The following is a 25,518-nucleotide window of genomic DNA, read 5'->3' as shown; positions in this document are numbered from 1 at the left end:
TCAACCACCAACACGTTTAACCTTAAACCCTTTATCTTTTAGAATATCCATGATTTTATCTCGATAATCACCCTGAATAATAATCTTATCATCCTTAAAACTACCACCAACACTAAGATTGGTCTTTAATTCTTTTGCAAGTTTTTTAAAATCGTCTGTAGCACCAGTGTATCCTTCTAATATAGTGATTGGTTTACCTTTTCGCTTTTCATATTTGCAGATAATAGGCTCATCTTGTAACCAAATATCACTCTTAGCATCTTCTTCTGTTGAGGGGTCCGGTACATGGTCTGGAAATAAATTCTTTAACTGGTCTTGTAGATCCATTCTGTTATAGTGTCGAGTTACTAAGTGTAAAGTGTAAAGTCAAAAAAATCCTATGGACTATTTTACTTTACACTATATACTGCTTACTTCTTTATCAGTCCAAGCTCAACCAAACGTTGATTTAAGAATTCGCCAGCCGTGATATCTTCAAATTGTTTAGGATTGTCTTCATCGATGCAACTATCTAAAACATCCAATTTCATTTCACTTATTGGATGCATAAAGAAAGGAATGGAGTATCTCGAAGTTCCCCAAAGTTCTCTTGGTGGGTTAACCACTCTGTGTATTGTAGATTTTAACTTATTGTTAGTGTGCCTAGATAGCATATCTCCAACATTGATCATTAATTCATCCGGCTCTGCGATAGCATCTAACCATTCACCATCATGACGTTGTACTTGCAGTCCGCGTCCTTGGGCACCCATTAAAAGGGTAATTAAATTAATGTCTCCGTGCGCAGCAGCTCTTACCGCATTTTTAGGTTCTTGTGTAATTGGCGGATAATGAATTGGTCTTAGGATAGAGTTGCCGTTATGGATATAGTTATCAAAATAAGTTTCCTCTAAATCTAAATGTAGGGCCAATGCACGCAACACATATTTTGCAGTTTTCTCAAGCATCTGGTAAGCTTCCTTACCTACTTTATTAAATTCTGGAAGTTCTTTTACTTCAACATTTTCCGGATATTCTTTTCTGCGTTCTTCGTCATCTTCTACATATTGTCCAAAATGCCAGAATTCCTTTAAGTCACCTTCCTTTTTACCCTTAGCACTTTCTTTACCGAACGACACATAGCCACGTTGACCACCAATGCCTGGTATTTCATAGCTTTCTTTTACCTCTAATGGTAAGTCGAAAAAGTTCTTAACTTCTCCATATAATCTATCCACCAATTCGTCATCCAAAAAATGACCTTTTAATGCTACAAAGCCAATATCTTGATAGGCTTTGCCAATTTCATCAATAAATTTTTGTTTTCTATTTGGGTCTTCAGACAAGAAGTCTTTTAAATCTACGCTAGGTATTCTATCCATTGCTATGTGGTTTTAATTTTCGTCAATATACAAAGGTAAGGAAAATAGTACCAAAAAATCAGAAATGAAATATTCAGAAATTAAATACTAATACAGCAATTTTGACGCATTTTATTTACATTTGATGCAATACTTGAACTAACAATTATGCCCACAATAACCAAAAGCAATATAGACTACGATAAACGTAATTTGAGCGATAAAGCACTCTTGAAGCTTTATTACAATATGCTTAAACCTCGATTAATAGAGGAAAAAATGTTGATCCTATTGCGTCAGGGGAAAATTTCTAAATGGTTTTCGGGTATTGGGCAAGAGGCGATTTCTGTAGGTGTAACCATGGCTTTAAAACCCAGCGAGTACATTTTACCGATGCACAGAAATCTTGGTGTTTTTACAACACGTGAGATTCCGTTGCATCGTTTGTTTTGCCAGTGGCAAGGCAAAGCGAGTGGCTTTACCAAGGGAAGGGATCGATCGTTCCATTTTGGGACACAAGACTATAATATCGTTGGAATGATTTCACATTTAGGCCCACAACTTGGTGTTGCAGATGGCATAGCTTTAGCAAATCTTTTAAAGAAAAATGGACAAGTAACAGCTGTATTTACTGGTGAAGGTGGTACAAGTGAAGGGGATTTTCATGAAGCGTTGAACGTAGCATCAGTCTGGCAATTACCAGTCATTTTCTGCATTGAGAACAATGGTTATGGACTTTCTACACCAACAAACGAACAATACCACTGTAAGCATTTAGCCGATAGAGGTAAGGCTTATGGGATGGAATCTTTCATTCTAGATGGCAATAATATCATCGAAACTTATTCTAAGGTTAAAAAACTAGCTGAAAGCATAAGAAAACGACCTAGGCCAATCTTAATTGAATTCAAAACTTTTAGGCGTCGTGGACATGAAGAGGCTAGTGGTACAAAGTATGTGCCGCAAGAATTGATGAGCGAATGGGAAGCTAAAGATCCTATTGAAAATTTCAGAAGCTATCTATTCAGTAAAAAGATTTTGTCTGCTGAGATCGAAGACCAATATACTTCAGAAATTAAAGTAGAAATAGATGCTGCCTTAGACTCTGCTTATGCTGAAGAGAACATTATTCCGAATGAAACCATTGAATTAAATGACGTATATAAACAATTTGAATATCAAGATATTAAATCTAATTCAAATGTAAAGGAATTACGTTTAATTGATGCCATTTCAGAAGGGTTGAGACAGTCCATGGAAAAGTATAATGACTTGGTCATTATGGGACAGGACATTGCCGAATATGGTGGTGTTTTTAAGATTACTGAAGGCTTTGTAGAGCAATTTGGAAAAGACCGTGTTCGCAATACTCCCATTTGCGAATCTGCCATTGTAGAAGTCGGTATGGGATTATCCATTGCTGGAATAAAATCAGTTGTTGAAATGCAATTTTCGGATTTTGTAACCTCTGGATTTAACCCAATTGTGAATTATTTGGCAAAATCACATTATAGATGGGAACAAAATGCGGATGTTGTTGTACGAATGCCATGTGGAGCAGGAGTAGCTGCAGGACCATTCCATTCACAAACCAACGAAGCTTGGTTTACCAAAACACCAGGTTTAAAAGTGGTGTATCCAGCGTTTCCTTATGACGCCAAAGGATTATTGGCTACGGCTATAAATGATCCAAATCCTGTGTTATTCTTTGAGCACAAGGCTTTATACAGAAGTATAAGGCAAGATGTACCAACGGATTACTTCACTTTGCCATTTGGACAAGCAGCATTATTAACGGAAGGAGAATCCGTTTCTATTATAACTTATGGTGCTGGTGTACATTGGGCTTTAGAAGTTTTAGAAAATAATTCTGATATCTCTGCAGATTTAATCGATTTAAGAACACTGCAACCTTTAGATAAGGACGCTATAATAAATTCCGTAAAAAAGACAGGCAAAGCCATTATACTGCAAGAAGACTCCTTATTTGGCGGTATTGCCAGTGATATTTCTGCCATGCTTATGGAAGAATGCTTTGAACACCTGGATGCTCCTGTAAAACGAGTAGCGAGTATGGAAACACCGATTCCTTTTATTGGGCAGTTGGAAGATCAGTACTTAGCCAAAGGAAAGTTTGAGAGCGTTTTGAGAGAGTTGTTGAGTTATTAAAACCATCACTTATTCATCTGTTTACAAGTAAGTTAACTGAAAAAATGTCAGTTTTTATGAAATTTTTTCAGTCATTTTTGATTGGCATTTATTTTGCATTTAAATAAGCGAAATAAATGTTTAATTTAAATTTTAAAACTTATGAGTAATTTAGTTAAAACTTCTAACAATGGTAGTGACTCAAATACAAGTTTAGGTTTTAGATCCCTACCGAGCTTATCATCTTGGATGGATGATATTTTCAACAAGAGTTTTGGGAACGAGTTTGTTTCAAATTTTAATACTGGTATTACATTACCAGCGGTTAATGTGCTAGATAAAGATGAGGAATATATAGTGGAAATGGCCGTGCCAGGCTTAAAAAAGTCTGATTTTGATGTCAATATAGACAATCAATTGTTATCCATTTCTGCTGAGTCAAATACGGAAAATGAAGATACCGATGAAAACTACACGAGACGTGAGTTTGGTTACTCATCATTTAAGCGTACATTCTCATTGCCAGAAACTGTTGAAACAGATAAGATTGAAGCCAAATACGAAGAAGGTATTTTAAAGGTAATGTTACCAAAACGAGAAGAAGCCAAAAAGAAACCTTTAAAACAAATAAAGATTTCTTAATTTTTGAGATTACTGTTAATAAAAAAAGCCAGCTACTGCTGGCTTTTTTTTATGAGTTGTAATAAATTATCCCTTTGCTTGAATTTTTTTAGCCACAGCCTCACACTTATCCAAAACTCGCAATAGATTACCACTCCACAATTGTTCTATTTGGTCTTCTGTATAACCACGTTTTACCAGTTCTAAAGTTACATTAAAGGTTTCTGAAGCATCGCTCCAACCTTCAATGCCGCCACCACCATCAAAATCACTACTGATACCTACATGGTCAATCCCAATTTTCTCTACTAAATAATCAATATGATCTACAAAATCTCCGACATCAACTGCAGGAGGGAGGTTAGGCATGGATTTAGCTTTCTCTCTTACAATACTTCTCATGCTTACATAATTGTTATAATAAGCCTCTCGCTCAGCTTCAGGTAATTTTCTTGCTTCGCTACGTTCTATCATTGGTGTGCCTAAAGAATCCATCACTTTTGCTTCAACTGCTTTTAAGGCTTCATTACGCGTTTCATACTTTTCGGTATTGAGGTAAGATTTAAAAGCTACTGTTTGTACAACTCCACCATTTTCTTTTAACCAGCCCAATTGCTCATCATCCAAGTTTCTGCTGTGATTGCACAATGCTCTCGCGGAAGAGTGGGAGGCAATTATTGGAGCTTTACTTAATTCCACCATTTGTCGCATCGCCTCTTTTGAAGGATGCGATACATCTATCATCATACCCAAACGATTCATTTCTGCCACGACTCTTTTTCCCATATCGCTTAGCCCGTTGTGCAACCATTCATCATCCTTTTCACCAGTGTTGCTGTCACAAAGTTGGCTATGACCATTATGTGACAAGGACATATAACGTGCACCAAGATTGTAGAATTTTTCAACGTTATTAATGTCTAAACCAACAGGGTAGCCGTTTTCAATACCAATCATGGCTACTTTTTTACCTTTGGCATTAATACGCCTAACCTCATCAGAAGTCAAGGCCAATTCAATTTCATTGGGCGCAATCTCATCAACGAGTTTGTGAATCGCATTAAATTTAGACATGGCGTTATTATAAGCTTTTTCAAAACCAGCTTTGGTAAGAGAATCTTGACCAGTATAAACAATAAACCAAGCGACATCCAATCCACCTTCTTTCATCTTTGGGAGATTTACCTGATTATCTAATCGTTGGGAATAGTTTAAAGAGTCCGTGAAGTTTTTTACGTTGATATCGCAGTGTGTATCTAGTGCTATCACACGTTCATGTATCTCTTTAGCATTAGCAATGAGTTGTTCTTTTTCTGAGACTTCAGACTTGCAGTTGGTAAAGCAAATTGATAGTATAAAAATAAAAGGGAGTAGTTTGGTTTTCATATGAGTTAGTTTTCAATAAAAATAGCCAAAAACAAAGAAACCAATACATTTACTGTATTGGTTTCTTATTTAAACTCAATTGGGCGATTAATCCAATTCATAATTTAATAGTTTCTAAGTCATCATCTAAACTGTTAGATGTATTGACAATTTTAGATAAACTTCTCATAATTGATTTGATTTAGATGCTGAAACAAGTTCAGCGCTGATTGATGAATTACGTTATTATCTATAACGTCTTTTACTGTTCCAATTGAAACTTTTAGTTTCCGTTGATGTACTTGATAATTGATTGCTGTTTAAAGTTCTCATGATTTCTCGTTTTTTAATTGATTTTAATTTAATTGATTTCTACTTAATAGACGACCAATAAATTAAAATGTTACAGTACTTTGTATAACAAGGTAATGATTTAACAAATTTTAACTATAAAGCGTATATTTATTGAATGGGAAAGCGATTGTACCCTTTACTATTAATTGTGTTTTTAGTTTGTTGTAAAAACGAAGTAGAGGAGAAGTGCGTTTTTAATTCGTTTGAAGTTACTGCAACAGCCTATAATTCCTTGGCATACCAAACCAATTCCAATCCTAATATTACCGCGTTTGGTGACAGCCTTAAGCCAGGTCTTAGATATATTGCTGTGTCTAGAGATTTATTGGATTCTGGTCTGGTGCATAACACCGTTGTAAAAATTGAAGGCTTCGATAGTTTGTTTCTTGTAAAAGATAAAATGAACAGACGTTGGCGAAAACGCATCGATATTTATATGGGAGTGGATGTAAAAAAAGCAAGAAATTGGGGCAAAAGAAAGGTAAACATAGAATATTGCATTCCCATACAAGATTCAATCCATTAATCGCGTTTTAACATCACTTCAGAAACAATAAACGGATAGGCTTTTTTCACCATTTTAAATTCGGCATCGGTAATCTTCTCAGGTGTTTTATTAAACGTTTCCTTAATGTACCGTTTTCTTAAATCGTAAAAAGCTTTGCTTATTTCGTCCTGTACAGAGATAAACAAATGGTACTTTGTTAAGGCATCATGACTCAAGGAAATTACAGCTTCAGTCGGATGTTCTGATGACTCGGCTAATTTGTTTCCTTCGCAATAATCACAATTTGATAAACCATTATTATCTACAAATGCTTTTACCAATTCTTGAATTTCATCAAGATCAACAACATTCTCATTGATAAAAATTTCCTGATTACTGTTTAGGTAGATCCTAAGCAAATTTCTCTCGCGGATAACGTCCGAGCAATCACCAGTTGGGCAGTCATCTGGAGGCAATTGTCTTAAAATGCCCTTGTCTGCTGAGATGGTCGTGGTTACCAAAAAGAAAATGAGTAACAAAAAGGCAATGTCTGCCATGGATCCTGCGTTGACCGTCGCAGAATGTCTTCGAAATGATTTCATAATATAAAATATTTAAAATGTTAATGTTTTCTTAAGCACAATAACAGTACCAATCTTGTTAAAGGTTATTAACAATTCATTCCAAAAACCCTTACAATATGCTATTTTTGCAAAATTAACCTCGGAGGGAAATATTTTTATGTCAACAGAAACGATAAACGAAACTATAACAGAAAAGCGACTTTACGATTACCAAATCAAAGACCTCAATCGCATCTTTGATGTGATGGAAGAAGAGTCCGATGATTTTAATCTACTCTACCAATTACCAACTGGTGGTGGTAAGACGGTTATTTTTTCTGAAATCGTTAGACGTTATATAGAGACGCATAAAAAGAAGGTGGTTATCCTTACCCATAGAATTGAACTGTGCAAACAAACTTCTAATGTGCTATCCGGCTTCAAGGTTAAGAATAAAGTGATTAACAGCAAGGTTAAGACCTTACCGGACCAAGACGAGTACCAATGCTTTGTCGCCATGGTCGAGACCTTAAACAATCGACTTTCAGACAAGGATTTTGAATTAAAGAATGTAGGTTTAGTTATTATTGATGAAGCCCATTACAATTCATTCAGAAAACTATTTAAGTTCTTTGAAAACTGTTTTATTCTTGGAGTTACAGCTACACCTCTGAGTAGTAATATAAAGTTACCAATGAAAGACAATTACGATAAGCTAATTGTTGGTGACGATATTTCTACATTAATAAAAAACGGGTTTTTGGCGAATGCAGATGTTTATCATTACGATGTGGGCTTAACCACATTAAAGATTGGCATTAATGGTGATTATACCGTAAAATCTTCGGAGGCATTATACACCAATAGTTTAATGCAGACCAAACTACTTGCGGCTTATGAGGAATTGGCCAAAGGAAAGAAAACCTTAATTTTTAACAATGGTATTTACACTTCTAAGGAAGTTTACTACACGTTTAAAAAAGCGGGATATAATGTTCGCCATTTAGATAACACAGCTGGTAAGCAAGAGCGAAAAGATATTTTAAAATGGTTTAAGCATACACCTGATGCTGTGTTGACTTCCGTTAGTATTTTAACCACAGGTTTTGATGAGCCTTCTGTTGAGTCCATTATCCTAAATAGAGCGACACGTTCATTGACCTTGTATTTTCAGATGATTGGTCGTGGAAGTAGAATTTATAAGGATAGAACGACGTTTCAGGTTATAGATTTAGGAAATAACATAGCTCGTTTTGGACCTTGGAGCCAACCCGTGGATTGGAAACATATTTTTAAATATCCTGATTTATATTTAGAGAATATTGTTGATGATGAAGACTTAGAGCGTGATTTTGTTTACGTAATGCCAGACAGTCTAAAAGAGAAGTTTAAAAACTCAGAATCCCTGGATTTTGATGTAAAAGCTGAATATAAAGAGGTCATAGGTTCTGGTAAAAAGTCCTTTACGGTTATAGAACGCTCTATTGAGCAGCACTCAAAAATATGTATTGAGAACAGTGAAGATGTCTTTGATGCTAGGGATTTAACCAAACATCTTCAGGATGAAATAGCATACCGTATAAAGCAATACTGTTACTGTATAATGAACAGTACTCAGAATTATAAAGATTGGTTGTTTGAGGAGTATAACCGTAAACTCCGTATAAGTTTCAACGGTAAGTTTTAACGTTTTTTTGTAAGGAATTACAGTTTTATACGTTTATTTTGAAGTAGGTATGGTTTTTGTACCACAAGTTTACAAACATAAACTCGTCTAATATACAAGTGAAACCAATTAAACTCATATTACTCTTTTTCTGCATATTATGCGGCAGTATGTCTTTTTCTCAAGAAAAGGAAAAGGCAAAAGAAGTTAAGGATAAGGAAAACAAATCTATTCGTATTCCGGCTGAACCTTCTAAGATAAAGAAAGATTCTATACCAGTTAAGATAAAGGTTGCTCCAAAACTCGACAAGGAAGAAGACACGTCTAGCAGTAAGTCTGAAGAAAAAAAGAAATTCATTTTTAAGGAGTCTGAAAAGCCTTTTTCAATGACCGAACAAGATGGGCTTAAGGATCCAGGTGAGATTTTTGAAAAGCGCTGGAGTAAGGACTTAGAAAAGGGTGGCGTCATAAAAACTATGTCTGATCAGTTTCTTGGTGAGCATCGTGTAGATACCAAATTTGTGAATATTGTTTGTAGAGATCACGAATATCCTGATGGTGACCGTGTAAGAATATATATTAATGGCTACATTGTTCAAAATAATTTATTATTGAGAAGTGACTACAGACGCGTAGAGGTTAATTTGTCTGAAGGTAAAAACACCATTGAAATTGAAGCTTTAAACCAAGGAGAATCCGGTCCTAACACTGCTGAATTTATTGTTTATGATGATAAAGGAAAAGTCATTTCTTCCAAAGAATGGAACTTACTCACAGGCGTTAAGGCCATTATTGTTTTTCACAACGAAAAGGTAACTATTGAAGAAAAAACTTCTGAAGAGGACAAGAGTAGTGGAGACCAAGCTTCTAACAACTAATGTCTATAACTTCGGCTGGTTTCATAGTCTCTAATTTATAATCACCTATACGTACTCGTACTAAACGTAGCGTAGGGTATCCCAGTTTTGCAGTCATTTTCCTTATTTGTCTAAACTTTCCTTCTGTCAACGTAATACTCAACCAAGATGTAGGTCCATGTTTACTGTCTCTAACAAAACGCTCAACGATATGTGAGGTGTCATTCAATAATTTGGCTTTGCAATTTTTTGTGAGATACGGTTTCCCATTCACTGAAATTTCTACACCTTTTGTCAACTCTTCTATTATGTTTTGAGTGATGACACCATCAACCAGAACATGGTATTCTTTTTCAATTTTAGAGCTTGTGATATGGTTGCTGAATTTACCATCTGTGGTAAGCAGCAATAAGCCTTCCGATTTTTCGTCTAATCTGCCAACAGCCATAATACCTTCGGGAAACTCATGCAGTTCGTTCAGTAGCTTTTTATTTCTTCTTTTGTTCTGATTGTTTACAAATTGGCTTAAATAGCCATAAGGTTTATATATTTTGAAGTAACTATGTTTCACTACCACCAAGTTATAAAACATTTATGGATTTCATCTTTGTTATGTCGTATCCAAACCATCGGAGAACGCTTTTGGTTGATGTGTTTTTCAATTTCTATTTGAGCTTGTTCGTAATTCAACCAATCCACATCTTTATGAGGAACAACTAACCAATCCAACTTTTCAGGAATATAAAATGTTAATCTTGAAAAACTTCTTAATGTGTTGTATGGAAAATAATATCCATTAACGCAATTAGTATTCAGTGGTTTTATAGGAATGCTTCTTTTATTGTATGGTAAAAAGAGCTGTGCTTTAAAATATATAAGTTGGGTGAGCTCATCAACATTAAGCCCATAATCCTCTATATAAGCTTTTGTATTTGGATTATGGAGCAATGGAAATTGTTTATTCTTTAGCTTGTTCAATTTATAAACTAGTGAATCTTTTCGGTTTGGACCAATCCAATAGGAGAGCGTTTTATCATAATCACTCAATGTATCATACAGATAAAATTTATAGGCAATTTCTAAATGTATGGGTTGGTTGTTAAAATGAAACAAGGCGTCTATTTCTCCAACAGTTGCCTTACCATTTTGTATTTGAATGTTCTCGGCAATCCAATTGACATTAGGATGCTGTTTTAACTGGGCAAAAGTAAATTCCTCTACCAGTTTACCTAAACGTATATTTTCCTTAAATAGAGATTTACCAAGAGTGGTGTGCTCTAAGTTAAAGTCAAGTTGCTTAAATGGAAAAGGAAAAGACTCTTTCCATAGGAGAGGAGTCTTGCTAAATCCTTGATAACGCAATAATGCTTCTTGTTTCATTATGCGCTAAATATAATATTAAATCAAACGAATTTATCGTCATCTGTTGTTTTACTAATTGTAGGATCTTCTGTATGGAAGGTTTTTTCCAATCCTGCACTATCTACATCAAAATATTTTAGGACTTCTGTTACGGTTTTCATGTAACTGGTTTTGTCTCCATTAACTATAAAGGCACCGCTAAGTGCTTTTGGATTGTTTTCTATAACATTAACGTAGCCAGATTGATCTAGATCCGACTGTTCTGATATATTTTCAACTTGCGAAAAATCTACAATATCTTTTGCATCAATACTGGCATTCTCTATCAATTCGTGCCATTGTGTAGTGCTTGGCATTGTTTTAGAAATATCCTTAAGAAGTATGTCTTTATCGCTAGACTTTAGATAACCTGGTATTTGTTTACCAAAGTCAGATACACTAGCATAAATGCAATTAATTTGATTTTTATCTCTACTTATCACTCCCATAATTTAATAGGTTTTCATTTTTTCTTTTCTCTTTTTCAATTGTCTAATGAGTTCATCCACAGTTTCTGATATGGCATCAGTAAAATTGTCATGAGATGATTCTGCGAATAGGCGAGGACCTGGTGCGCTTAGCCTTATACTGCATTTTTTTCCGGTTTCATCACTGCTTGTGTTCTCTGTTCTAAAAAACACATCTGCTCTAATGACAAAATCATAACGTTCTTTAATGACGTCCAATTTTTCCTTTGTAAATGCTTCTAATCTATCACTAGACTCTACATCATGATATTCATATATAATTTCCATCTTATCTTTTTTGAGGTTTACTCAAATTTAAATATTTAAATAAAATGCTTTTAGCTTATTTAAAAAGATGATTAACTTATATGAATTTAAAGTGATACCAAATAGAAAAGCACGACCATAGTGTCGTGCTTTTGGAATTAAAATATTCTATTACATTAGTTAACAACCAGTTTCTGTACTCTTTTTCTGTTTTTATTTGATGTAATTTCAATAATATATACTCCACTTGTTAGATGTTCTACATTAATCACTTGCTTAGTACTTGCAGAATTTAAAGAGTTATTTAATATCATACGGCCATTAATATCATACAGTCTAAAATCAGTTTTTGGCTCTAACAGACCATTAATAACAATGCTTCTATCATTCTGATTGGTAAATATCTTTAAAGCATCTAGATGAGTCTCATTAATATTTAAAGCGTCTCCTTCAAACCTTAGATAAAACCTACCAATACCATTTAAAGCTGTATCTGTAGTGAAACTATAACTACTGTCATTTAACAAAGTATAGGTGTTATTAACGGTGTCTTCTAAATATACATTGATGGAAGGGTCTAAATCAGTTTCTCCAATATTAATGGTTATATTCTGTCCCTGACTAGCGTTAAAACCAAGTGGAATAGTAACATCATTTATTGCATTACTTTCTAATGCCTGAATTGCTAAAGCAACACCTGAATCTCCTTCAACCAAATGAGAGTAAATTGACAATGCAGGTATACTATTATTAAAGAATGATGCATCATAACCTGGATCTAGCCCAAGGGACGCATTGTCATTAAAATAGAAATCTGTACTATAATGTGACGATGTATTAAAATTTGCTGTTAACCTTAAATAACCATGATGAGCGGATGAAGACTCTCGTCCTTGTATAAAATCGTCAGTATTTCCAGACGTTCTCATTGCAGGTGTAAAAGTAATTGTGCCTCCACCAGATTTACTTTTTATAAAGAACCCTTGTCCTGGAGCTATCAAATTACCTGTGGTAGCATTATTTAATATGGTCCAACCATCTGATGCATTACCGTCATATCCATAAATAGCTTTATACGAAGCGACATCTAATTCATCACCATTAAGTGCAAAGAAGATATCAAAATCTATATACGAAGGATATGGGTTTCCAACTAAATTCCAGCCGTCAAATGAAGCTCCAGATGCTGTTAGAGGCACATTGACATTTCCTGTTTCTATTTCTCCAGTAAAGGTGAATGTATTACCATAAGTTCCATCCTCAGTACTATCCCTTGCTGCTCTATAACCAACACCAGATGTTAGATCTGTACTAGAATTGACCGAAACTGAATATATCTCATAATTACCAGCTGCTTCATTAAATGGACCATATAATTTCTGGTCAGGATCGCCTGGGTTTTCAAAAATATTTGGATTGTCCGCAGCGAAATTACCAAAGTTTTCATTTTTCAATGGAGGCGATATTAAATCGTTTCCTGTTGATCCGTTAAAGGCATTGACATATCTCTTATAATTGATAGTTCCAGTTGTTGTTCCTGTAACTATTAAACTAGAATATTTGGTAGATATAGAATTTAAAGTCACATCTCCGTCGATAGTTAAATTTCCATTAACTGTTAAACTGCCACCTTCTAAAATCTGAATGCTTCCTGTAGAAGAGACGGTATAATCACCATTGATAGTCATACTTTCATCAACACCTACAATTAGATTACTGCAATCATCAGGAGCTGTAAACAATACACCATTACTTCTATAAAGTGTGTTATAACCATCCGTGAATTCTGCCGTAACCTCTACACCATTGCTATCAGAATCCAACCCTGTCAATGTTATAGTCTGTGGACTTGCAGATATTGGAAAAGATTGGCCATTTACAATTAAAGACCCTGTTGCCGGTGGATTGGTATAGGTTACGATTAATTCTTGAGAATATGAATTATCAGCGGCATCACAAGGTGTTTGTTGACCAACGACTATATTATCTATTGAAGTAGGGTTATTAAACGGTTTAAATTGAACCAAAGATGCTTTTGGTTCTGTGTTTATGTCTGCATCATCACTTGACTGTGTACTGCCACCTCTTCCCCTTAAGTGAATACGATACAAATCATGAATTCCATCACTATATAATTGTAGCCGTATTGCTTCAGCATATATTGGGATTTGGTTTTCATCTCCCCATTCATAAATAGCTGTGTTGATGAAATTCTGACCAGTATCATTATTTATCCAACCTCCTTGACCTTCTTCAATTGTAATCCAATCACCATCTCTCAAGTAACTTACTCTCCACATAGTATAGGGTTGTGGTTGATTTGTATAAGAACCGCCAAATGTTATGTAATTAACAAATTTTGGCTCTGGCCAGTCAACCTGCCAATAAAATCCATTTTCAGCATCTACTGTTCCTAGATTATTACCTGACCCATTATATGGAATTCCATATTCAGCAAAACTTGAGGTAACTTTGTATTCCATAGCCAGTGGATCGTAAAGGATATCCAACGGTGTGCCTCGGCCTTCACCGGGAGCAACATATCCACTTAACTCTGCAGAAGGCAGTAGCGCTAAATTAATTAACGGATTTGGATTATTAACTGTATCCATGCTGTCTCCATCAAGCTGGTTAATCCATTGCTCTATAAGATCTACGGCTGGTTGGTCTATAATAGTTTTTGATATTGGTGGCATCATTACGGCCACATCTACACTATTCATTCTGTGATGTAATATAGATTTAGAGGCATCACCAGGAAATACTATTTCTTCGTTAGGATCTATACCTAAGGGCGTTAAAATACCGCTTGTTAATAACTCAGTAGACTCGAGGTTATTAAAAGATCTTAGATCGAAATTTGTTCTAATACTGTTATCGCGTCTATGGCAATAGGCACAGTTTAAGTCCATATAAGACCTTGCTTTCTCATCTAAAGTAGCGTTTGAATCTTGTAGGGATTTGTTTGTGAAAATATTTGGTGTGTCAGAATCTACAATGGATTCATCAATAACACCTATATGACTCAATGTTACCAATTGATTTGCGGTAAGACCAGTTTCATCATAAGTATAATCGGTATTTAAGTATCTTGATTTTAGACCAAGTACACCGTTATTCGCATGATTATGACAATTGATGCAGTCTGAGTTTGAAGGAAAATGCCAAGTTTGTGTTCTTGTTCCTCCAGTAGTAGTTGCAATGTCAACAGGCTCATCTAAACTTGAGGCTTGTAGATAAGCTTCGGTTTCATCATCATTCCAATTGTAAGTTAAAAAGTATAGTTCACCAACTTCATCAACAACAGACACCCTTGTTTCTATTTTCCTTGTGACTGAAGGATCGTTATCATCTATTTGTAAATCGAAATGCTTAACTATTACAGTACCTGGTGGGAATTCCCAGTCACTATATTCAGAATACTTGATTTGTTCGTTAGGCCCACTATGTATTCCGTCATTATTAGGAACAGCAATCCATCGTTTTTTTAAAGCTCCGTCAGACCAGAAAGATTCATAGAGTTCGTAAGGCACATAACCATCAATGACATCTAGTGTTGCTAAATCAGAAAAAATACCTGTTTGCGAAAGTGTTTGTGGCGGTGGGCCATAATCTAAATCATCATCAATAAGTTTATAGATATTTGTGGCAAAGCCTAGTCTTAATATAAAAAGTTCACCTTCGTCATCTTCACCAAAAGAAATAATATCTTCGGGTAAGAATGTTCCAATTTGCTCATAATCACCAGAACCTACATCTACAGAAAATATTTCATCACCTCCTCCGTAATCAGCACAAATATATTTTCCAAATAATTCAGGGATGCCAGTTCCTCTGTAAACATATCCGCCAGTTATTGAGTTTACTATATCATGACCAAAATCAACTAATGGTCCTTGATGATCCATTCCATTGAACAGGTCTGAATAACAGCCAGGCCCAGTAATATCACCTTCATAGAGTGGCCATCCAAAATTTGAGTTTACACCAAGTACATTTATTTCTTCACGATTATTTAAACCTACATCGCCAATATAAAAAGTACCAGTTTGACTATCTTTTGTCATCCTAAAAGGATTTCTTAGGCCAATACTATAGTACTCTTCAAAGAAATCACCAGGTGCATAAACATCATTTGGGTTTGAAGTCGTTAAATTAGGTTGCCCATATATATTGCTTGTAGAACCAGGTGTAGTATCAGAGAAAGGATTTGTATTTGGTATCCAATATTCAACACCAGTTATTTCACCAGGGTAACCAGCATCATTAGGCTTAGTTCTTATTGGTGGGTGGCTTTTTGTTGGGTCTTTATCTACATCTAGTCTCAAAACTCCACCAGCGAGATTATTTATAATATCCTGGGATCTTTTCCATGAAGCCATATCACCAGTAGTGAGATATAGGAATCCGTCATCACCAAAATCCATGCCGCCACCATAGTGTGTTGTGCCATACATTCTGTTTTTTAATAGTGTGGTTCTGGAGTTATTGACAAAAGTCATCGTAGTAGGATTTACTTCGAATCGTTCTAGAATTAAATAGTTGCCTTCATATTCATTATCACTGTAAGAACAACCTTGACTGGTGTATCCACCAAAAGGTGGGGAATCCTGACCATTTCCATTCTTAGTTGCATAATAGATATAAAAATAGTTTTGAGGATTTACAGCCGCATCAAAATCTGGATGTATGGTCAACCCTAAAAATCCACCATCTGACACTAAACCAACTTCAGCAGAAAGATCGAGCAACAGATTTTTGTTCATTGTACTTTCATCATTCTCAAACCAATATATGATACCATTGAGTTGTCCTAATACAATTTTGTCTTGATTAGGGACCATTCTAAAGGTTATTGGGTAGAAAAACGTAAGGTTGGGAAATGCAACTCTATAGGTTGCATCTAAGTCTGTATCTATTGCTTGCGGAAACACTCCATTAGAGTATGGCGCAATAGCTTTTGCTGATGATAAACCTGAGCCAGTAAAATAAGGCAGGTAACCAAACAGCAAAAGAGAAAAAAAGATTACAAAAGTTAATTTTAATCGTTTTGATTTGGGTTTTATAAAAAAGCTTATAACTCCAATAGGTTTTTTGGAAAAGTAATTCATTAGATGTATTAATTAATAGCAGTACTAAAGTAATCTTATTATGAATAACTAATCAAACAAATCGATAAAGGTTAATTAAAAACGTTGACTGTAATCAAATGGGAATCAGTAAAATAGGATTAAGAGTGAAAGCTATATGTAAAATATAATTATTGTTAACGGTTACCAATCAAAGTGCTTGCGCTAGTAAGCCATATTATACTGATATTGAGTCAATATTTTAAGATTATGAAGAAAGTACTTTGCATTTTTATATACCTAACTTTTATTAATTGTGTAGCAAATGATAGCATGCAAGATGATTTTGGTTCTTTAGCTTGTCCAAGTTCATTATTTCCAGATTGGGCAGCATCAAATTTTGTGCTTCCTTTTCCTGTCGGAAAAACCTATGATACTGGTTTAAGCGCCTGCAGCTCTTCATATCATGGTGTTGGAAGACCAGACCAGTATGCTGTTGATTTTAATATGCCTATTGGTTCTGAAATTACTGCTAGTATAGGAGGCGAAGTTATCTATGTTGTTGAAAATGGTGTTGATTATAACTTTCCCAATAATCTGATTGTGATAAAAACAGGTGATATCTATGTGCAGTATATGCATATAACGAATGACGGTTCAGAAGTGGAAGTTGGCGACGTTGTAAACAAAGGTCAACTTATTGGTTATAGCGGTGCTGCAGGTTTGGCAGGCTATCCTCATTTACATTTTGTGGTTACTTCTTCTAATGGATGGGAGTATCCTTATCAGTCTATACCTGTTACTTTTAATAATACTTACCCTAATCCCAATAGTCTAGAATCTTATACACCTTATGAAGCTATGCCTTATTAAAATTAATGCTATGAAAATACTAAATAAGTCTATCCTGTTGCTTTTGTTTCTAATACCATGTTGTATTAATATCTCAAGAAGACTTAGTCGATAAGATTAAAGGATCTTGGAAACTATATGAAATTCATTATGAGTATAAAGACACCACATATATTATGAAAGAAAATTATCATGGACGCTTTATATTCACTGATGAAAATTATGCTTTAATGTATAACCCCAGAATGCAGCAACGAAAGCCTTTCAAAGACTTATCAAAACCAGAAAATGAAGAAATAATCAATGCCTTTAGGAGTATTGTTTTTAATACAGGAAGCTACACTATCGAAGACAACATTATTAGTGCAACAGCAGATATAGCAAAAGTTCCCGGGTTTGAGGGAGGCCAACAATTTTACAAAATGAGGCTAGAGGATAATACTCTAGAATTGGTGATGTATGATGAAACTTATCCCAATGGAAAAAAGCCTGAATGGTATAAAGAATTAAAAATAAAATTCAGACTTAAAAGAGAATAACAATAATGATTGGATTGATGATGATTTGATTGGTTTTGCAAAAAAAGCGTACTGTTTAAGTACGCTTTTTAATTAGTGTATTATAAGTTTTTGCATTCGCTTTTCATTTGTAGTTGACAACAGTTCTACTATATATATACCAGAGCTTAACTTTGAAACATCTATTGATTGCATATTAGTATTTATATCTAATTCAGTAGAGCCAACAATCCTTCCATTAATATCATAAAGCTTAAAATCTGTTTCACTTAACAATTGCCCACTAATTACAATGGTATTTTCAATAGAGTTAGTGTAGATTTTCAGTTGCTCTAATAGTTGATCTGTAGTTCCTAGAACATTTGAGTTGAAGCGTAGGTAAAAACGCCCAGTACCAGATATATTGGTTGACGGTGTAAATACATAATCTCCAGAATTCAATAATACAATAGTATTGGTTTCAGAATCTTCAAGATAAACTTCTACAGTACTAGAAAGTGTAGATTCTAGAATACTAAAAGTTAAAGTCTCGTTGGCATTAGCATTAACACCTAATGGAATAACAACGTCAGATAAGTCATTAGTATTTAATGCTTGCAAGGCCATTGGTACACCTGTGTTCTCTTGCACCAAATTTGAATACAGTGCAAAACTTGGTGGAGTCTCATTCCAAACAGCTGCATCATAACCAGGATCTAAACCTAAGCTTGCATTAGCATTGAAATAAAAATCTGTATGATAAGAATTATTATTAGTACTTGCTTTGAGCTTAAAGTAGGTGAGTGGGCTTGCATTTCGACCAGCTATAAAATCATCATCAGATCCTTTACTTCTCATACTAGGAGTAAAAGAAATATTACCTGAAGCTTCAGCGTCTATAAAAAATCCTTGACCAGGTGCAATGACTGTTGTGGCGTTTGTGGTTGCCAAATTATAAATTGTCCAGCCGTCAGCAGCGGTGCCGTCATAACCATAAATTCCAACAGCATTTTCATCAATTAACCCAGAATTAGCAACGTTGTTTAAAAATTCTTGGACTTTTAAATAACTTGGGTATGGATTTCCTATAAGATTCCAATTACTTGCACCTCCAGCCACTACAGGTACATCAACAGAAGCTGTTTCAACAACTCCATTGAACGTATAAGTGCCACCATCAGTCGATCCTGACCTGTAGCCTCTGCCACCAGCTAGGACACTACTGTCATCTGCTGAAGAGTAATTTACAAAGCTTACGGTTGATGTATCAAAAGGACCAAATAAAAATGCTGGATTACCACCAATAGTACCGGATAGTATATTAGGATTAGCAGCTCTAAATGCTCCAAAGGTCTCACCAGTTACAGGTGCACTAATTAAGTCGTTAGCAGCGGTTGTTGTACCTGCACCAGCTGCATTATTAACATGTCGCATATAAAACACGTTGCCAGTACTAGTGCCGTCTACTATTAAACTAGAATATTTACTAGAAATGGATTCTAATTGGAGCGTTCCGTTGTTAGTAAGGTTACCTTTTACTATTAGACTGGCTCCTTCTTTTACAATTACGGTTGCACCACTATATATTTCAAGATTGTTTACTTCAACTTCCTTGTCGGCATCAACAGTATATGTACCGTCTGCAATAATTGTATTTAAACTTCCCGAAGTCTCATCTGGACCGTCACTGTATATCCAATCACCACCACAATACAAAATAGAACCAGAAGGAACTGTAACTCCACAGCTATTGCCAGGAGCTAAATATTGTATTAACGTCGCTTTGGGTGTAGTAGAACTGTCATTGACACTATTAGATACACCACCTCTTGCTCTTAGGTGAATACTTATAACATCATTTAATCCATCACTATATAATTGAACTCTCAGTGCATCAGCTTCTATAGGATTGACATTTGCGCCACCCCATTCAAAAATTCCAGAGTCAATCCAGCCACCTTGTCCCTCATCTAAAGTAGTCCACAGACCATCCCTACGATAACTAATTCTCCAATTTGTATTTGGCTGAGGCTGATTAGGGTAGGTACCACCAAAGGTAATATAATTGATATATTTAACATTGGGCCAATTAACCTGCCATTTCATACCTTCATCTACATCTGGAGTACCAATATTTTGATTGTTATTTACACCATATTCATTATAATTCGTTGCAGTACGATAATCGTCAATAACAGGGTCATATAATATCTCGGTTGGAACACCTCGTCCTCCAGAAACTGAGCCAGAAACTATTGCTTCAGTCAGTAAAGCAAGGTTTGAATTATCGTCTGGTATATTATCTGGTATACCTCCATTACTACAAGCGCTAGGTGCTTCAAATAAGTTATCTTCAGAAACTATACAAGTTGGTAGATCACTGAAAAAAGCGCTAACATCTACATCCAAACCATCGGCATTTAACCCTGTTAGTGTTACAGTTTGAGGACTTGTTCCTATAGTAAAGGACTGACCGTTAACTTCTAAAGTTCCTGTTAAAGGCGGGTTTACATAGGTAACAATAATATCTTGCGAATAAGTATCGTCCAATTCGTTACATGCGTTAGTAGCACCTTTTTCAATTTTTTTAAGTGGACAATTAGAATCGTATAATACAATTAACTTTGGAGGCTTACCACTGCTATTAACGGAATTAGCAAAACGCTGTCCTGTACCAGATATGATGAAAGTCACAGGATTTCCAAATTCCCAGCCCGTTTGAGTAATAATTTCGGTTAATTCGTCACTCAGATCGGGAGTTCTTTGATGAAACCCATCATTTTCGAGTGTACCCCATGCTGGGATATCATTCCAATCTGTAGAGTTTATTGTTGTTGTGCGTGATGAAATGTCATAAGCAGTAGACGAAAAAGTGCTACTATTAGGTGCTAGTTCTCCATGTATAGTTAAACTTGTTGCTGGTTGAGTAACTGGGTTTACCGGATCATCAATGATTTCATCGACAGAAAACTGAATAAAGGTTCTTAAGATTGTGGCTCCTTCAGGGATTTCAATCTCATTAAAACGAAGTCCTACTATCTGATCTCCACCATCATTTATTAATTCTAAATCACTACTAGTAAGACTCATTGCACCAGAAGAAACATTTTCTTCAGCGTCATCAGTTGAGGAAGCTATTTCCTTAATATATTCTGTAGTTGTAAGGCTATCAAAACCTGCACAATTACATGAACCATCTTCTTCATCATAAATTGTATCTGCGTCATAATCATCGCATGGGCTATACAGTTCTGGGCAGCTTACATCATTAGAATTACTTATTGTAACTACTGCTCCAGTTGGAGGAGAAAACACGTCTAACAAACTAGGTAATGTAAATGGATCTGTATTGCTCACTTCACCAACTGAATCGGCATTATCAACTTTTATTGTTCGAATTTCAATTTTTGAAGACTCAACAAATATCAGTTTAAACTGATTGAATCTACCAGAATTTCTTGTCCAACTTTTCTCATCGTTATTGTTTCTTAATGGTGCTCCCCAACAACCTTCTCCGGTGTAAACAGTACCATTTATTTGGTCTATAACAAAGCCTTCATCATTATTAGCTGCTGAAGATGGCATTACTGGCCATGTAGTTTTAGCAACATGAGAATCACAATCTACAACCAACCGTACTCCCTGGTCATAAAATAATTGAGCCCAAGCATTATAAATCATATTATTTTCTACTTTAGAACCGGTATGCGGTCGCATTGGCCTATGATATTGTGCTGCTTTCCATGTTACTCCAGAAGATGCAATTAAATCATTCTCTAGCCAAGTACGCTGGCTACCAAGCACCGATATTTCAGAATTTAAGGTATATGTTCTAAAAAGATTATTTCCAAATGTTATAGCGTAGTAAGAATCTAATGGTGTATCAAACAAATCATAAATTTCTGAGCCATCTTCATGATTACCACGTGCTGGTATGATAGGGAACATTCTACCATCGTTTGCTATAGTATCTTGCCAATCATCAAACCACTTTATCCATTCAACATCCGTGCTATCGTCTGTCATATCGCCAGCAAATAGTACTCCATGTGGTTTTAATTTACTAACCAGCAAATTGGCAGCTCTCCTTGGTGTTCTGTTGTTTCTTGAATCACCTCCTGCAATAAATGATAACCTACTATTGTCATTAGGTGCAGTTCTAAACCAAAAGCGGTCACTCGTTCCTTCACTATCATTTATAACAAAATAATAATTTGTATTTGGTGTTAACCCAGTTAAACGCACAAATCGGTTATCCATACCTTTTGCAACAATTACTCTATCAACGGCTTGCGAATTTGCATAAGACAAATAATTGACACCATAATCTGTGGTATCATAATGTACCATGGGATTTGTTCCTGAGGTTTGATCCCAAGCAATGGTTATAGTTGTTGCAGGATCATCTACTAAAATGATACGATATCTGTCATTGTTGGCAAAAGCACAACAAAAAACTAGAAAGAATATCTTGGCTAATAGTAATTTAGTTTTCATTTGTAGGTATTTTTTCTTTTTTCAATTTTTTTTCCATTAGCAAGACTACTAAAGGCAAAAGGCCATGTGATAGTCTGTAAACAACTAAATAAACACTGCCGTGCAATGATGATTCTACAAAGTTTGAACTAAAACCTGCAAACAATCTCGCAAATGCTGTAGTCAATCCCCAAAACACCATATACCACAGTGCATATTTTGATAGTTTAGGTATAAAAATTAAAACTGACATCACTAAATCTAAAACACCAGCTACATATAAAAATGTAGTAGCTTGAGGTTCACTTAGTCCTAATATCATTATGGTCATATCCACAAAATATCCAGGCAGATAAATCAGTCCCATTGCAAAAAGACCATGTGCTATAAACGTACATGCAATGGCAATTTTTAAGCCATTGACAATCTTTTTGTTTTCAATTATATCTAATCTAATATTCAGTAACAATAAAACTGGTGCTGCAAATTGTATGAACAATTCAAAAAACAACAAATACTCGTAGTTTTTATCTTTTACCATGCAAATACCAATAAGTAACAAAATTGCCAATGCAATCCAAACTATTGTTTTTTTAAGCTTATTGTAACTTATTTTATCCCAGAATAAACTAAATATTGCAGACAATAAAAATATAATACTAGAAAACTTTGTAAATCCATCAATCCACTTATTTACTCTAGAACTGGTTGCATATTCTTGCCAAGAATAATTAGTCAATCCTTCTACGACAGGAGTCAATAAACTTTCGTCCCATAGTATTGCTCTAAAAGGAGCTCCAAAAAAATATAACTGATAAGCCCTTCCCAAGAAAACGGTGAAGGCACATATTTTAACGAGCCATATTAATTTAAGTTTATTCATTTAGAGCATTGAAATTTAACCATTAATTGATGATTTACTGACATTAATCGACTAATTGAAGATAAATCCTATGAATTGGAATAATAGTGAATCTATATACGATTAAACGACAATCTTAAAGCATTTAAAATGAATTGAAGTTTGATTTTATTGTTCTTAAAGGCCATAAGTAAAATTTTGAAAGGTCTAAAGAATTAACAGATTTTTGGTAGAATAAAATACTATTAAATAGTATCTTTAAATTATGAGAACTAGATTTTTAATAGGTGTTATTGCCTTATTGATTTTTAACTGTGGAAGTTCTAAAAGTGAAGCCGAACTTGCCACTGAAGCCAGAGCTTTTAGTGATTTAAAAACCATGGTGGCTACAAAAACAATTAGGTTTGATGCACAAACGGCTTATCCCTTTCAAACTAATGATGTTATTACGGTCACTAATGCTTTAATGCGTCAAACAGAAAATGCTAATGGTCGATTTTCCCTTAGTGCTAATAACGATTTTCTTGAAATACGTCAAGATTCCGCAAAAGCTAAACTATCCTATTTTGGCGAATTAAGAACAGCGTCTTATGCAGATGCCAATGATACTAGTATTAAATTTGATAATATTATAGAAGCATACAGTGTGTCTGAAAATGACAAAAAGAAAACTATTACTATAAGTTTTAAGGTTAGAAATGCTACAGAACAATTTAACATAAAAATGCTTCTATATCCTAGTAAAAAGGCTAATGTGGCAATTTACGGATCTAACAGAACCACTATACAATACAATGGAGACATTGAAAAGATTTAATTTACTGACGTAGTTAAACGGACATTTTAGAATAAAAAAAAGGAGATACGATTCGTATCTCCTTTTTACTTTTCGCTAATAGTTTATGATTTTAAAAATTTCAGTAGGGTCTCATTCAACTCATCTTTGTGGGTAATATTAAGACCGTGAGGTCCATTTTTTATGATTTCGTAAGTATTGTTAAAAATGCTTTCCGCAGCTTGGTCTCCCGAAGTTTCTTTCGGAACTATATTGTCTTCATCTCCATGAACAATTAACGTTGGTACATCGACATTTTTTAACTCAGGTCTAAAATCCGTTTCAGCCCAAGCTTTTGCTGCTTGTATGGTTGCGATTGGTGAAGCGTGCGATGCTATGGTCCAATCGTAATGCAAATGTGCTTTGCTCACTGTTTCATTATCTTCAGAATAGTTGTAGAAATTTTTATGGAAATCTTCAAGAAAACCTACGCGGTCATCTTGCAAAGCTTTCATAATTCCATTTAAATCTTCTTTAGGCACACCATTTGGGTTGTCATCTTTTTTTGCTACCAATGGAATAATTGAACTTATCAAAGCCGCTTTTGCTATGTTATCAGTACCGTAATCTGTACAGTACCTCACAACTTCACCGCCTCCCATGGAGAAGCCTACCAACACAACATCTTTGAGCTCTAATTGTGTAATAATGGCATTTAAGTCTGAAGCAAGACTAGAATAATCATAACTCCTAAACGGAGCTGATGAATTTCCAAATCCCCTTCGATCATAAGCGATACATCTAAAGCCAGCTTCTGCGATCGCCCATATTTGCTGTTCCCAAGCCCTATGGCTCAATGGCCAGCCGTGTATGAGTATTACGGGTTGTCCATGACCGTAGTCTTCGAAAAATATATCTATGTTCTGTGTTTCTGTTTCGTTTGTTAAAAATGGCATATTAAATTATTTTTGTTTGTTTTCTGCGTCTTCAAGGTGATCGTTATGTCCACTACCTTGACTATACAGTTGATTTTCTTCGTCTTTAAGGTTCGTTTTGTTTCTGTCTTTAGGAAGGTCTCTTCCTGGCACATCTAAATCTTTGCCAGTGAAATCTACATCACGTTTCCTGCTTTCTAATTGAGCATCGTCGCCTTGTTTATCATTACGTTGTTCGCTGACGCGCTCTCCTAAATGAATAACGTCATCCATGGTTACTTCAGGATTATAATCTTCATTGTTTTCCTTTTTATCACTGTTTTTCTTTTTATCGCTTTTCATGGTTTGAATGTTTTATTTTAACGATAAAATATAACTCTGAAATAGAAATCTGTTTGACTGAAATGATAATAATGGTTGCTGATTTGATTTGTTTAGAGGTAAATCAAACGAAAAAAGCAGATGCCTTTAAAACATCTGCTTTTTGAATTAAATTGTTTATGGCAAAAAACAATT

General features: G+C 35.0%; 21 protein-coding genes. 8 read left to right on the top strand and 13 right to left on the bottom strand.

Going from position 1 to position 25,518, the window contains the following annotated elements:
- Both ACQ65V_RS12785 and ACQ65V_RS12780 read right to left on the bottom strand, forming a co-directional pair.
- On the bottom strand, positions 1–327 hold the full coding sequence (locus ACQ65V_RS12785) for a translation initiation factor (protein WP_430468194.1): 327 nt from the start codon (positions 325–327) through the stop codon (positions 1–3).
- Positions 328–410: 83 nt separating this feature from the next.
- Positions 411–1,361 carry an isopenicillin N synthase family dioxygenase gene (locus ACQ65V_RS12780; RefSeq protein ID WP_155087544.1) on the bottom strand — a complete coding sequence of 317 codons (951 nt, stop codon included), beginning with the start codon at positions 1,359–1,361 and terminating at the stop codon, positions 411–413.
- A gap of 147 nt (positions 1,362–1,508) precedes the next feature.
- Here ACQ65V_RS12780 and ACQ65V_RS12775 point away from each other — a divergent pair, with 147 nt between their 5' ends.
- Both ACQ65V_RS12775 and ACQ65V_RS12770 read left to right on the top strand, forming a co-directional pair.
- Positions 1,509–3,509: an alpha-ketoacid dehydrogenase subunit alpha/beta gene (locus ACQ65V_RS12775; protein WP_430468193.1), complete on the top strand. Its 2,001-nt coding sequence runs from the start codon at positions 1,509–1,511 to the stop codon at positions 3,507–3,509.
- A 141-nt stretch (positions 3,510–3,650) separates the two neighbouring features.
- Positions 3,651–4,130, top strand: coding sequence for an Hsp20/alpha crystallin family protein (locus tag ACQ65V_RS12770; RefSeq protein WP_430468192.1), 480 nt, complete (start codon positions 3,651–3,653; stop codon positions 4,128–4,130).
- Positions 4,131–4,196: 66 nt separating this feature from the next.
- Here ACQ65V_RS12770 and ACQ65V_RS12765 read toward each other — a convergent pair whose 3' ends face one another.
- Entirely contained in the window at positions 4,197–5,495 is a 1,299-nt protein-coding gene (locus tag ACQ65V_RS12765) for a dipeptidase (RefSeq protein ID WP_430468191.1), read from the bottom strand.
- A gap of 448 nt (positions 5,496–5,943) precedes the next feature.
- On the opposite strand from ACQ65V_RS12765, the gene ACQ65V_RS12760 reads away from it, so the two are divergent.
- Positions 5,944–6,354, top strand: a complete 411-nt coding sequence (locus ACQ65V_RS12760; protein WP_155087540.1) for a 3D domain-containing protein — start codon at positions 5,944–5,946, stop codon at positions 6,352–6,354.
- Here ACQ65V_RS12760 and ACQ65V_RS12755 read toward each other — a convergent pair.
- Positions 6,351–6,917: an ExbD/TolR family protein gene (locus ACQ65V_RS12755; RefSeq protein WP_430468190.1), complete on the bottom strand. Its 567-nt coding sequence runs from the start codon at positions 6,915–6,917 to the stop codon at positions 6,351–6,353. The two genes, ACQ65V_RS12760 and ACQ65V_RS12755, sit on opposite strands and share 4 nt — an antisense overlap.
- Positions 6,918–7,056: 139 nt before the next feature.
- Here ACQ65V_RS12755 and ACQ65V_RS12750 point away from each other — a divergent pair, with 139 nt between their 5' ends.
- Positions 7,057–8,565, top strand: coding sequence for a DEAD/DEAH box helicase (locus tag ACQ65V_RS12750; protein ID WP_155087699.1), 1,509 nt, complete (start codon positions 7,057–7,059; stop codon positions 8,563–8,565).
- A gap of 149 nt (positions 8,566–8,714) precedes the next feature.
- Positions 8,715–9,422 (top strand): hypothetical protein, encoded by a 708-nt coding sequence (locus tag ACQ65V_RS12745; RefSeq protein WP_430468189.1) that lies wholly within the window; start codon positions 8,715–8,717, stop codon positions 9,420–9,422.
- On the opposite strand, the gene ACQ65V_RS12740 is transcribed toward ACQ65V_RS12745, so the two are convergent.
- From ACQ65V_RS12740 to ACQ65V_RS12720, 5 genes are all read right to left on the bottom strand, one after another.
- Complete coding sequence (locus ACQ65V_RS12740; protein WP_430468188.1) at positions 9,412–9,972, bottom strand: pseudouridine synthase; 561 nt, start codon at positions 9,970–9,972, stop codon at positions 9,412–9,414. The two genes, ACQ65V_RS12745 and ACQ65V_RS12740, sit on opposite strands and share 11 nt — an antisense overlap.
- Entirely contained in the window at positions 9,972–10,781 is an 810-nt protein-coding gene (locus tag ACQ65V_RS12735) for a DUF1853 family protein (RefSeq protein ID WP_430468187.1), read from the bottom strand. Before ACQ65V_RS12735 ends, ACQ65V_RS12740 begins: the two co-directional genes overlap by 1 nt.
- 23 nt (positions 10,782–10,804) lie before the next feature.
- Positions 10,805–11,251 carry a hypothetical protein gene (locus ACQ65V_RS12730; RefSeq protein WP_155087535.1) on the bottom strand — a complete coding sequence of 149 codons (447 nt, stop codon included), beginning with the start codon at positions 11,249–11,251 and terminating at the stop codon, positions 10,805–10,807.
- 3 nt (positions 11,252–11,254) lie between these two features.
- On the bottom strand, positions 11,255–11,557 hold the full coding sequence (gene hpf, locus ACQ65V_RS12725; protein WP_155087534.1) for a ribosome hibernation-promoting factor, HPF/YfiA family: 303 nt from the start codon (positions 11,555–11,557) through the stop codon (positions 11,255–11,257).
- Positions 11,558–11,712: 155 nt separating this feature from the next.
- Positions 11,713–16,647, bottom strand: a complete 4,935-nt coding sequence (locus ACQ65V_RS12720) for a PQQ-dependent sugar dehydrogenase (RefSeq protein ID WP_430468186.1) — start codon at positions 16,645–16,647, stop codon at positions 11,713–11,715.
- A gap of 228 nt (positions 16,648–16,875) precedes the next feature.
- Here ACQ65V_RS12720 and ACQ65V_RS12715 point away from each other — a divergent pair, with 228 nt between their 5' ends.
- Positions 16,876–17,478, top strand: coding sequence for a M23 family metallopeptidase (locus ACQ65V_RS12715; protein ID WP_430468185.1), 603 nt, complete (start codon positions 16,876–16,878; stop codon positions 17,476–17,478).
- 68 nt (positions 17,479–17,546) lie between these two features.
- Positions 17,547–17,996, top strand: coding sequence for a lipocalin-like domain-containing protein (locus ACQ65V_RS12710; protein WP_430468636.1), 450 nt, complete (start codon positions 17,547–17,549; stop codon positions 17,994–17,996).
- A 72-nt stretch (positions 17,997–18,068) separates the two neighbouring features.
- Here the strand turns inward: ACQ65V_RS12710 and ACQ65V_RS12705 are convergent, their stop codons facing one another.
- Both ACQ65V_RS12705 and ACQ65V_RS12700 read right to left on the bottom strand, forming a co-directional pair.
- On the bottom strand, positions 18,069–22,451 hold the full coding sequence (locus ACQ65V_RS12705) for a fibronectin type III domain-containing protein (protein ID WP_430468184.1): 4,383 nt from the start codon (positions 22,449–22,451) through the stop codon (positions 18,069–18,071).
- Positions 22,441–23,313, bottom strand: coding sequence for a hypothetical protein (locus tag ACQ65V_RS12700; RefSeq protein WP_430468183.1), 873 nt, complete (start codon positions 23,311–23,313; stop codon positions 22,441–22,443). The genes ACQ65V_RS12705 and ACQ65V_RS12700 overlap by 11 nt, the downstream gene beginning before the upstream one ends.
- A 244-nt stretch (positions 23,314–23,557) precedes the next feature.
- Between ACQ65V_RS12700 and ACQ65V_RS12695 the strand changes: the two genes are divergently transcribed.
- Entirely contained in the window at positions 23,558–24,109 is a 552-nt protein-coding gene (locus ACQ65V_RS12695) for a DUF4251 domain-containing protein (RefSeq protein WP_430468182.1), read from the top strand.
- Between the two features lie 83 nt (positions 24,110–24,192).
- On the opposite strand, the gene ACQ65V_RS12690 is transcribed toward ACQ65V_RS12695, so the two are convergent.
- Together ACQ65V_RS12690 and ACQ65V_RS12685 are read right to left on the bottom strand one after the other, a co-directional pair.
- A complete protein-coding gene (locus ACQ65V_RS12690; protein WP_430468181.1) occupies positions 24,193–25,023 on the bottom strand; it encodes an alpha/beta fold hydrolase in 831 nt (276 codons plus the stop codon).
- 6 nt (positions 25,024–25,029) lie between these two features.
- Positions 25,030–25,344, bottom strand: a complete 315-nt coding sequence (locus ACQ65V_RS12685) for a hypothetical protein (protein ID WP_155087526.1) — start codon at positions 25,342–25,344, stop codon at positions 25,030–25,032.
- Positions 25,345–25,518 lie beyond the last annotated feature (174 nt).

This window comes from Winogradskyella ouciana (assembly GCF_965284585.1).
In the GTDB taxonomy this organism is placed as follows: domain Bacteria; phylum Bacteroidota; class Bacteroidia; order Flavobacteriales; family Flavobacteriaceae; genus Winogradskyella; species Winogradskyella ouciana.
The sequence above is the reverse complement of the archived record's forward strand: the minus strand, read 5'-3'. Positions and strand labels throughout refer to the sequence as shown.

Coding starts and splice junctions, on each gene's coding strand:
- ACQ65V_RS12785 (WP_430468194.1), bottom strand. CDS start 327: ATGGATCTACAAGACCAGTTAAAGAATTTATTTCCAGACCATGTACCG.
- ACQ65V_RS12780 (WP_155087544.1), bottom strand. CDS start 1,361: ATGGATAGAATACCTAGCGTAGATTTAAAAGACTTCTTGTCTGAAGAC.
- ACQ65V_RS12775 (WP_430468193.1), top strand. CDS start 1,509: ATGCCCACAATAACCAAAAGCAATATAGACTACGATAAACGTAATTTG.
- ACQ65V_RS12770 (WP_430468192.1), top strand. CDS start 3,651: ATGAGTAATTTAGTTAAAACTTCTAACAATGGTAGTGACTCAAATACA.
- ACQ65V_RS12765 (WP_430468191.1), bottom strand. CDS start 5,495: ATGAAAACCAAACTACTCCCTTTTATTTTTATACTATCAATTTGCTTT.
- ACQ65V_RS12760 (WP_155087540.1), top strand. CDS start 5,944: ATGGGAAAGCGATTGTACCCTTTACTATTAATTGTGTTTTTAGTTTGT.
- ACQ65V_RS12755 (WP_430468190.1), bottom strand. CDS start 6,917: ATGAAATCATTTCGAAGACATTCTGCGACGGTCAACGCAGGATCCATG.
- ACQ65V_RS12750 (WP_155087699.1), top strand. CDS start 7,057: ATGTCAACAGAAACGATAAACGAAACTATAACAGAAAAGCGACTTTAC.
- ACQ65V_RS12745 (WP_430468189.1), top strand. CDS start 8,715: ATGTCTTTTTCTCAAGAAAAGGAAAAGGCAAAAGAAGTTAAGGATAAG.
- ACQ65V_RS12735 (WP_430468187.1), bottom strand. CDS start 10,781: ATGAAACAAGAAGCATTATTGCGTTATCAAGGATTTAGCAAGACTCCT.
- ACQ65V_RS12730 (WP_155087535.1), bottom strand. CDS start 11,251: ATGGGAGTGATAAGTAGAGATAAAAATCAAATTAATTGCATTTATGCT.
- hpf (WP_155087534.1), bottom strand. CDS start 11,557: ATGGAAATTATATATGAATATCATGATGTAGAGTCTAGTGATAGATTA.
- ACQ65V_RS12720 (WP_430468186.1), bottom strand. CDS start 16,647: ATGAATTACTTTTCCAAAAAACCTATTGGAGTTATAAGCTTTTTTATA.
- ACQ65V_RS12715 (WP_430468185.1), top strand. CDS start 16,876: ATGAAGAAAGTACTTTGCATTTTTATATACCTAACTTTTATTAATTGT.
- ACQ65V_RS12705 (WP_430468184.1), bottom strand. CDS start 22,451: ATGAAAACTAAATTACTATTAGCCAAGATATTCTTTCTAGTTTTTTGT.
- ACQ65V_RS12700 (WP_430468183.1), bottom strand. CDS start 23,313: ATGAATAAACTTAAATTAATATGGCTCGTTAAAATATGTGCCTTCACC.
- ACQ65V_RS12695 (WP_430468182.1), top strand. CDS start 23,558: ATGAGAACTAGATTTTTAATAGGTGTTATTGCCTTATTGATTTTTAAC.
- ACQ65V_RS12690 (WP_430468181.1), bottom strand. CDS start 25,023: ATGCCATTTTTAACAAACGAAACAGAAACACAGAACATAGATATATTT.
- ACQ65V_RS12685 (WP_155087526.1), bottom strand. CDS start 25,344: ATGAAAAGCGATAAAAAGAAAAACAGTGATAAAAAGGAAAACAATGAA.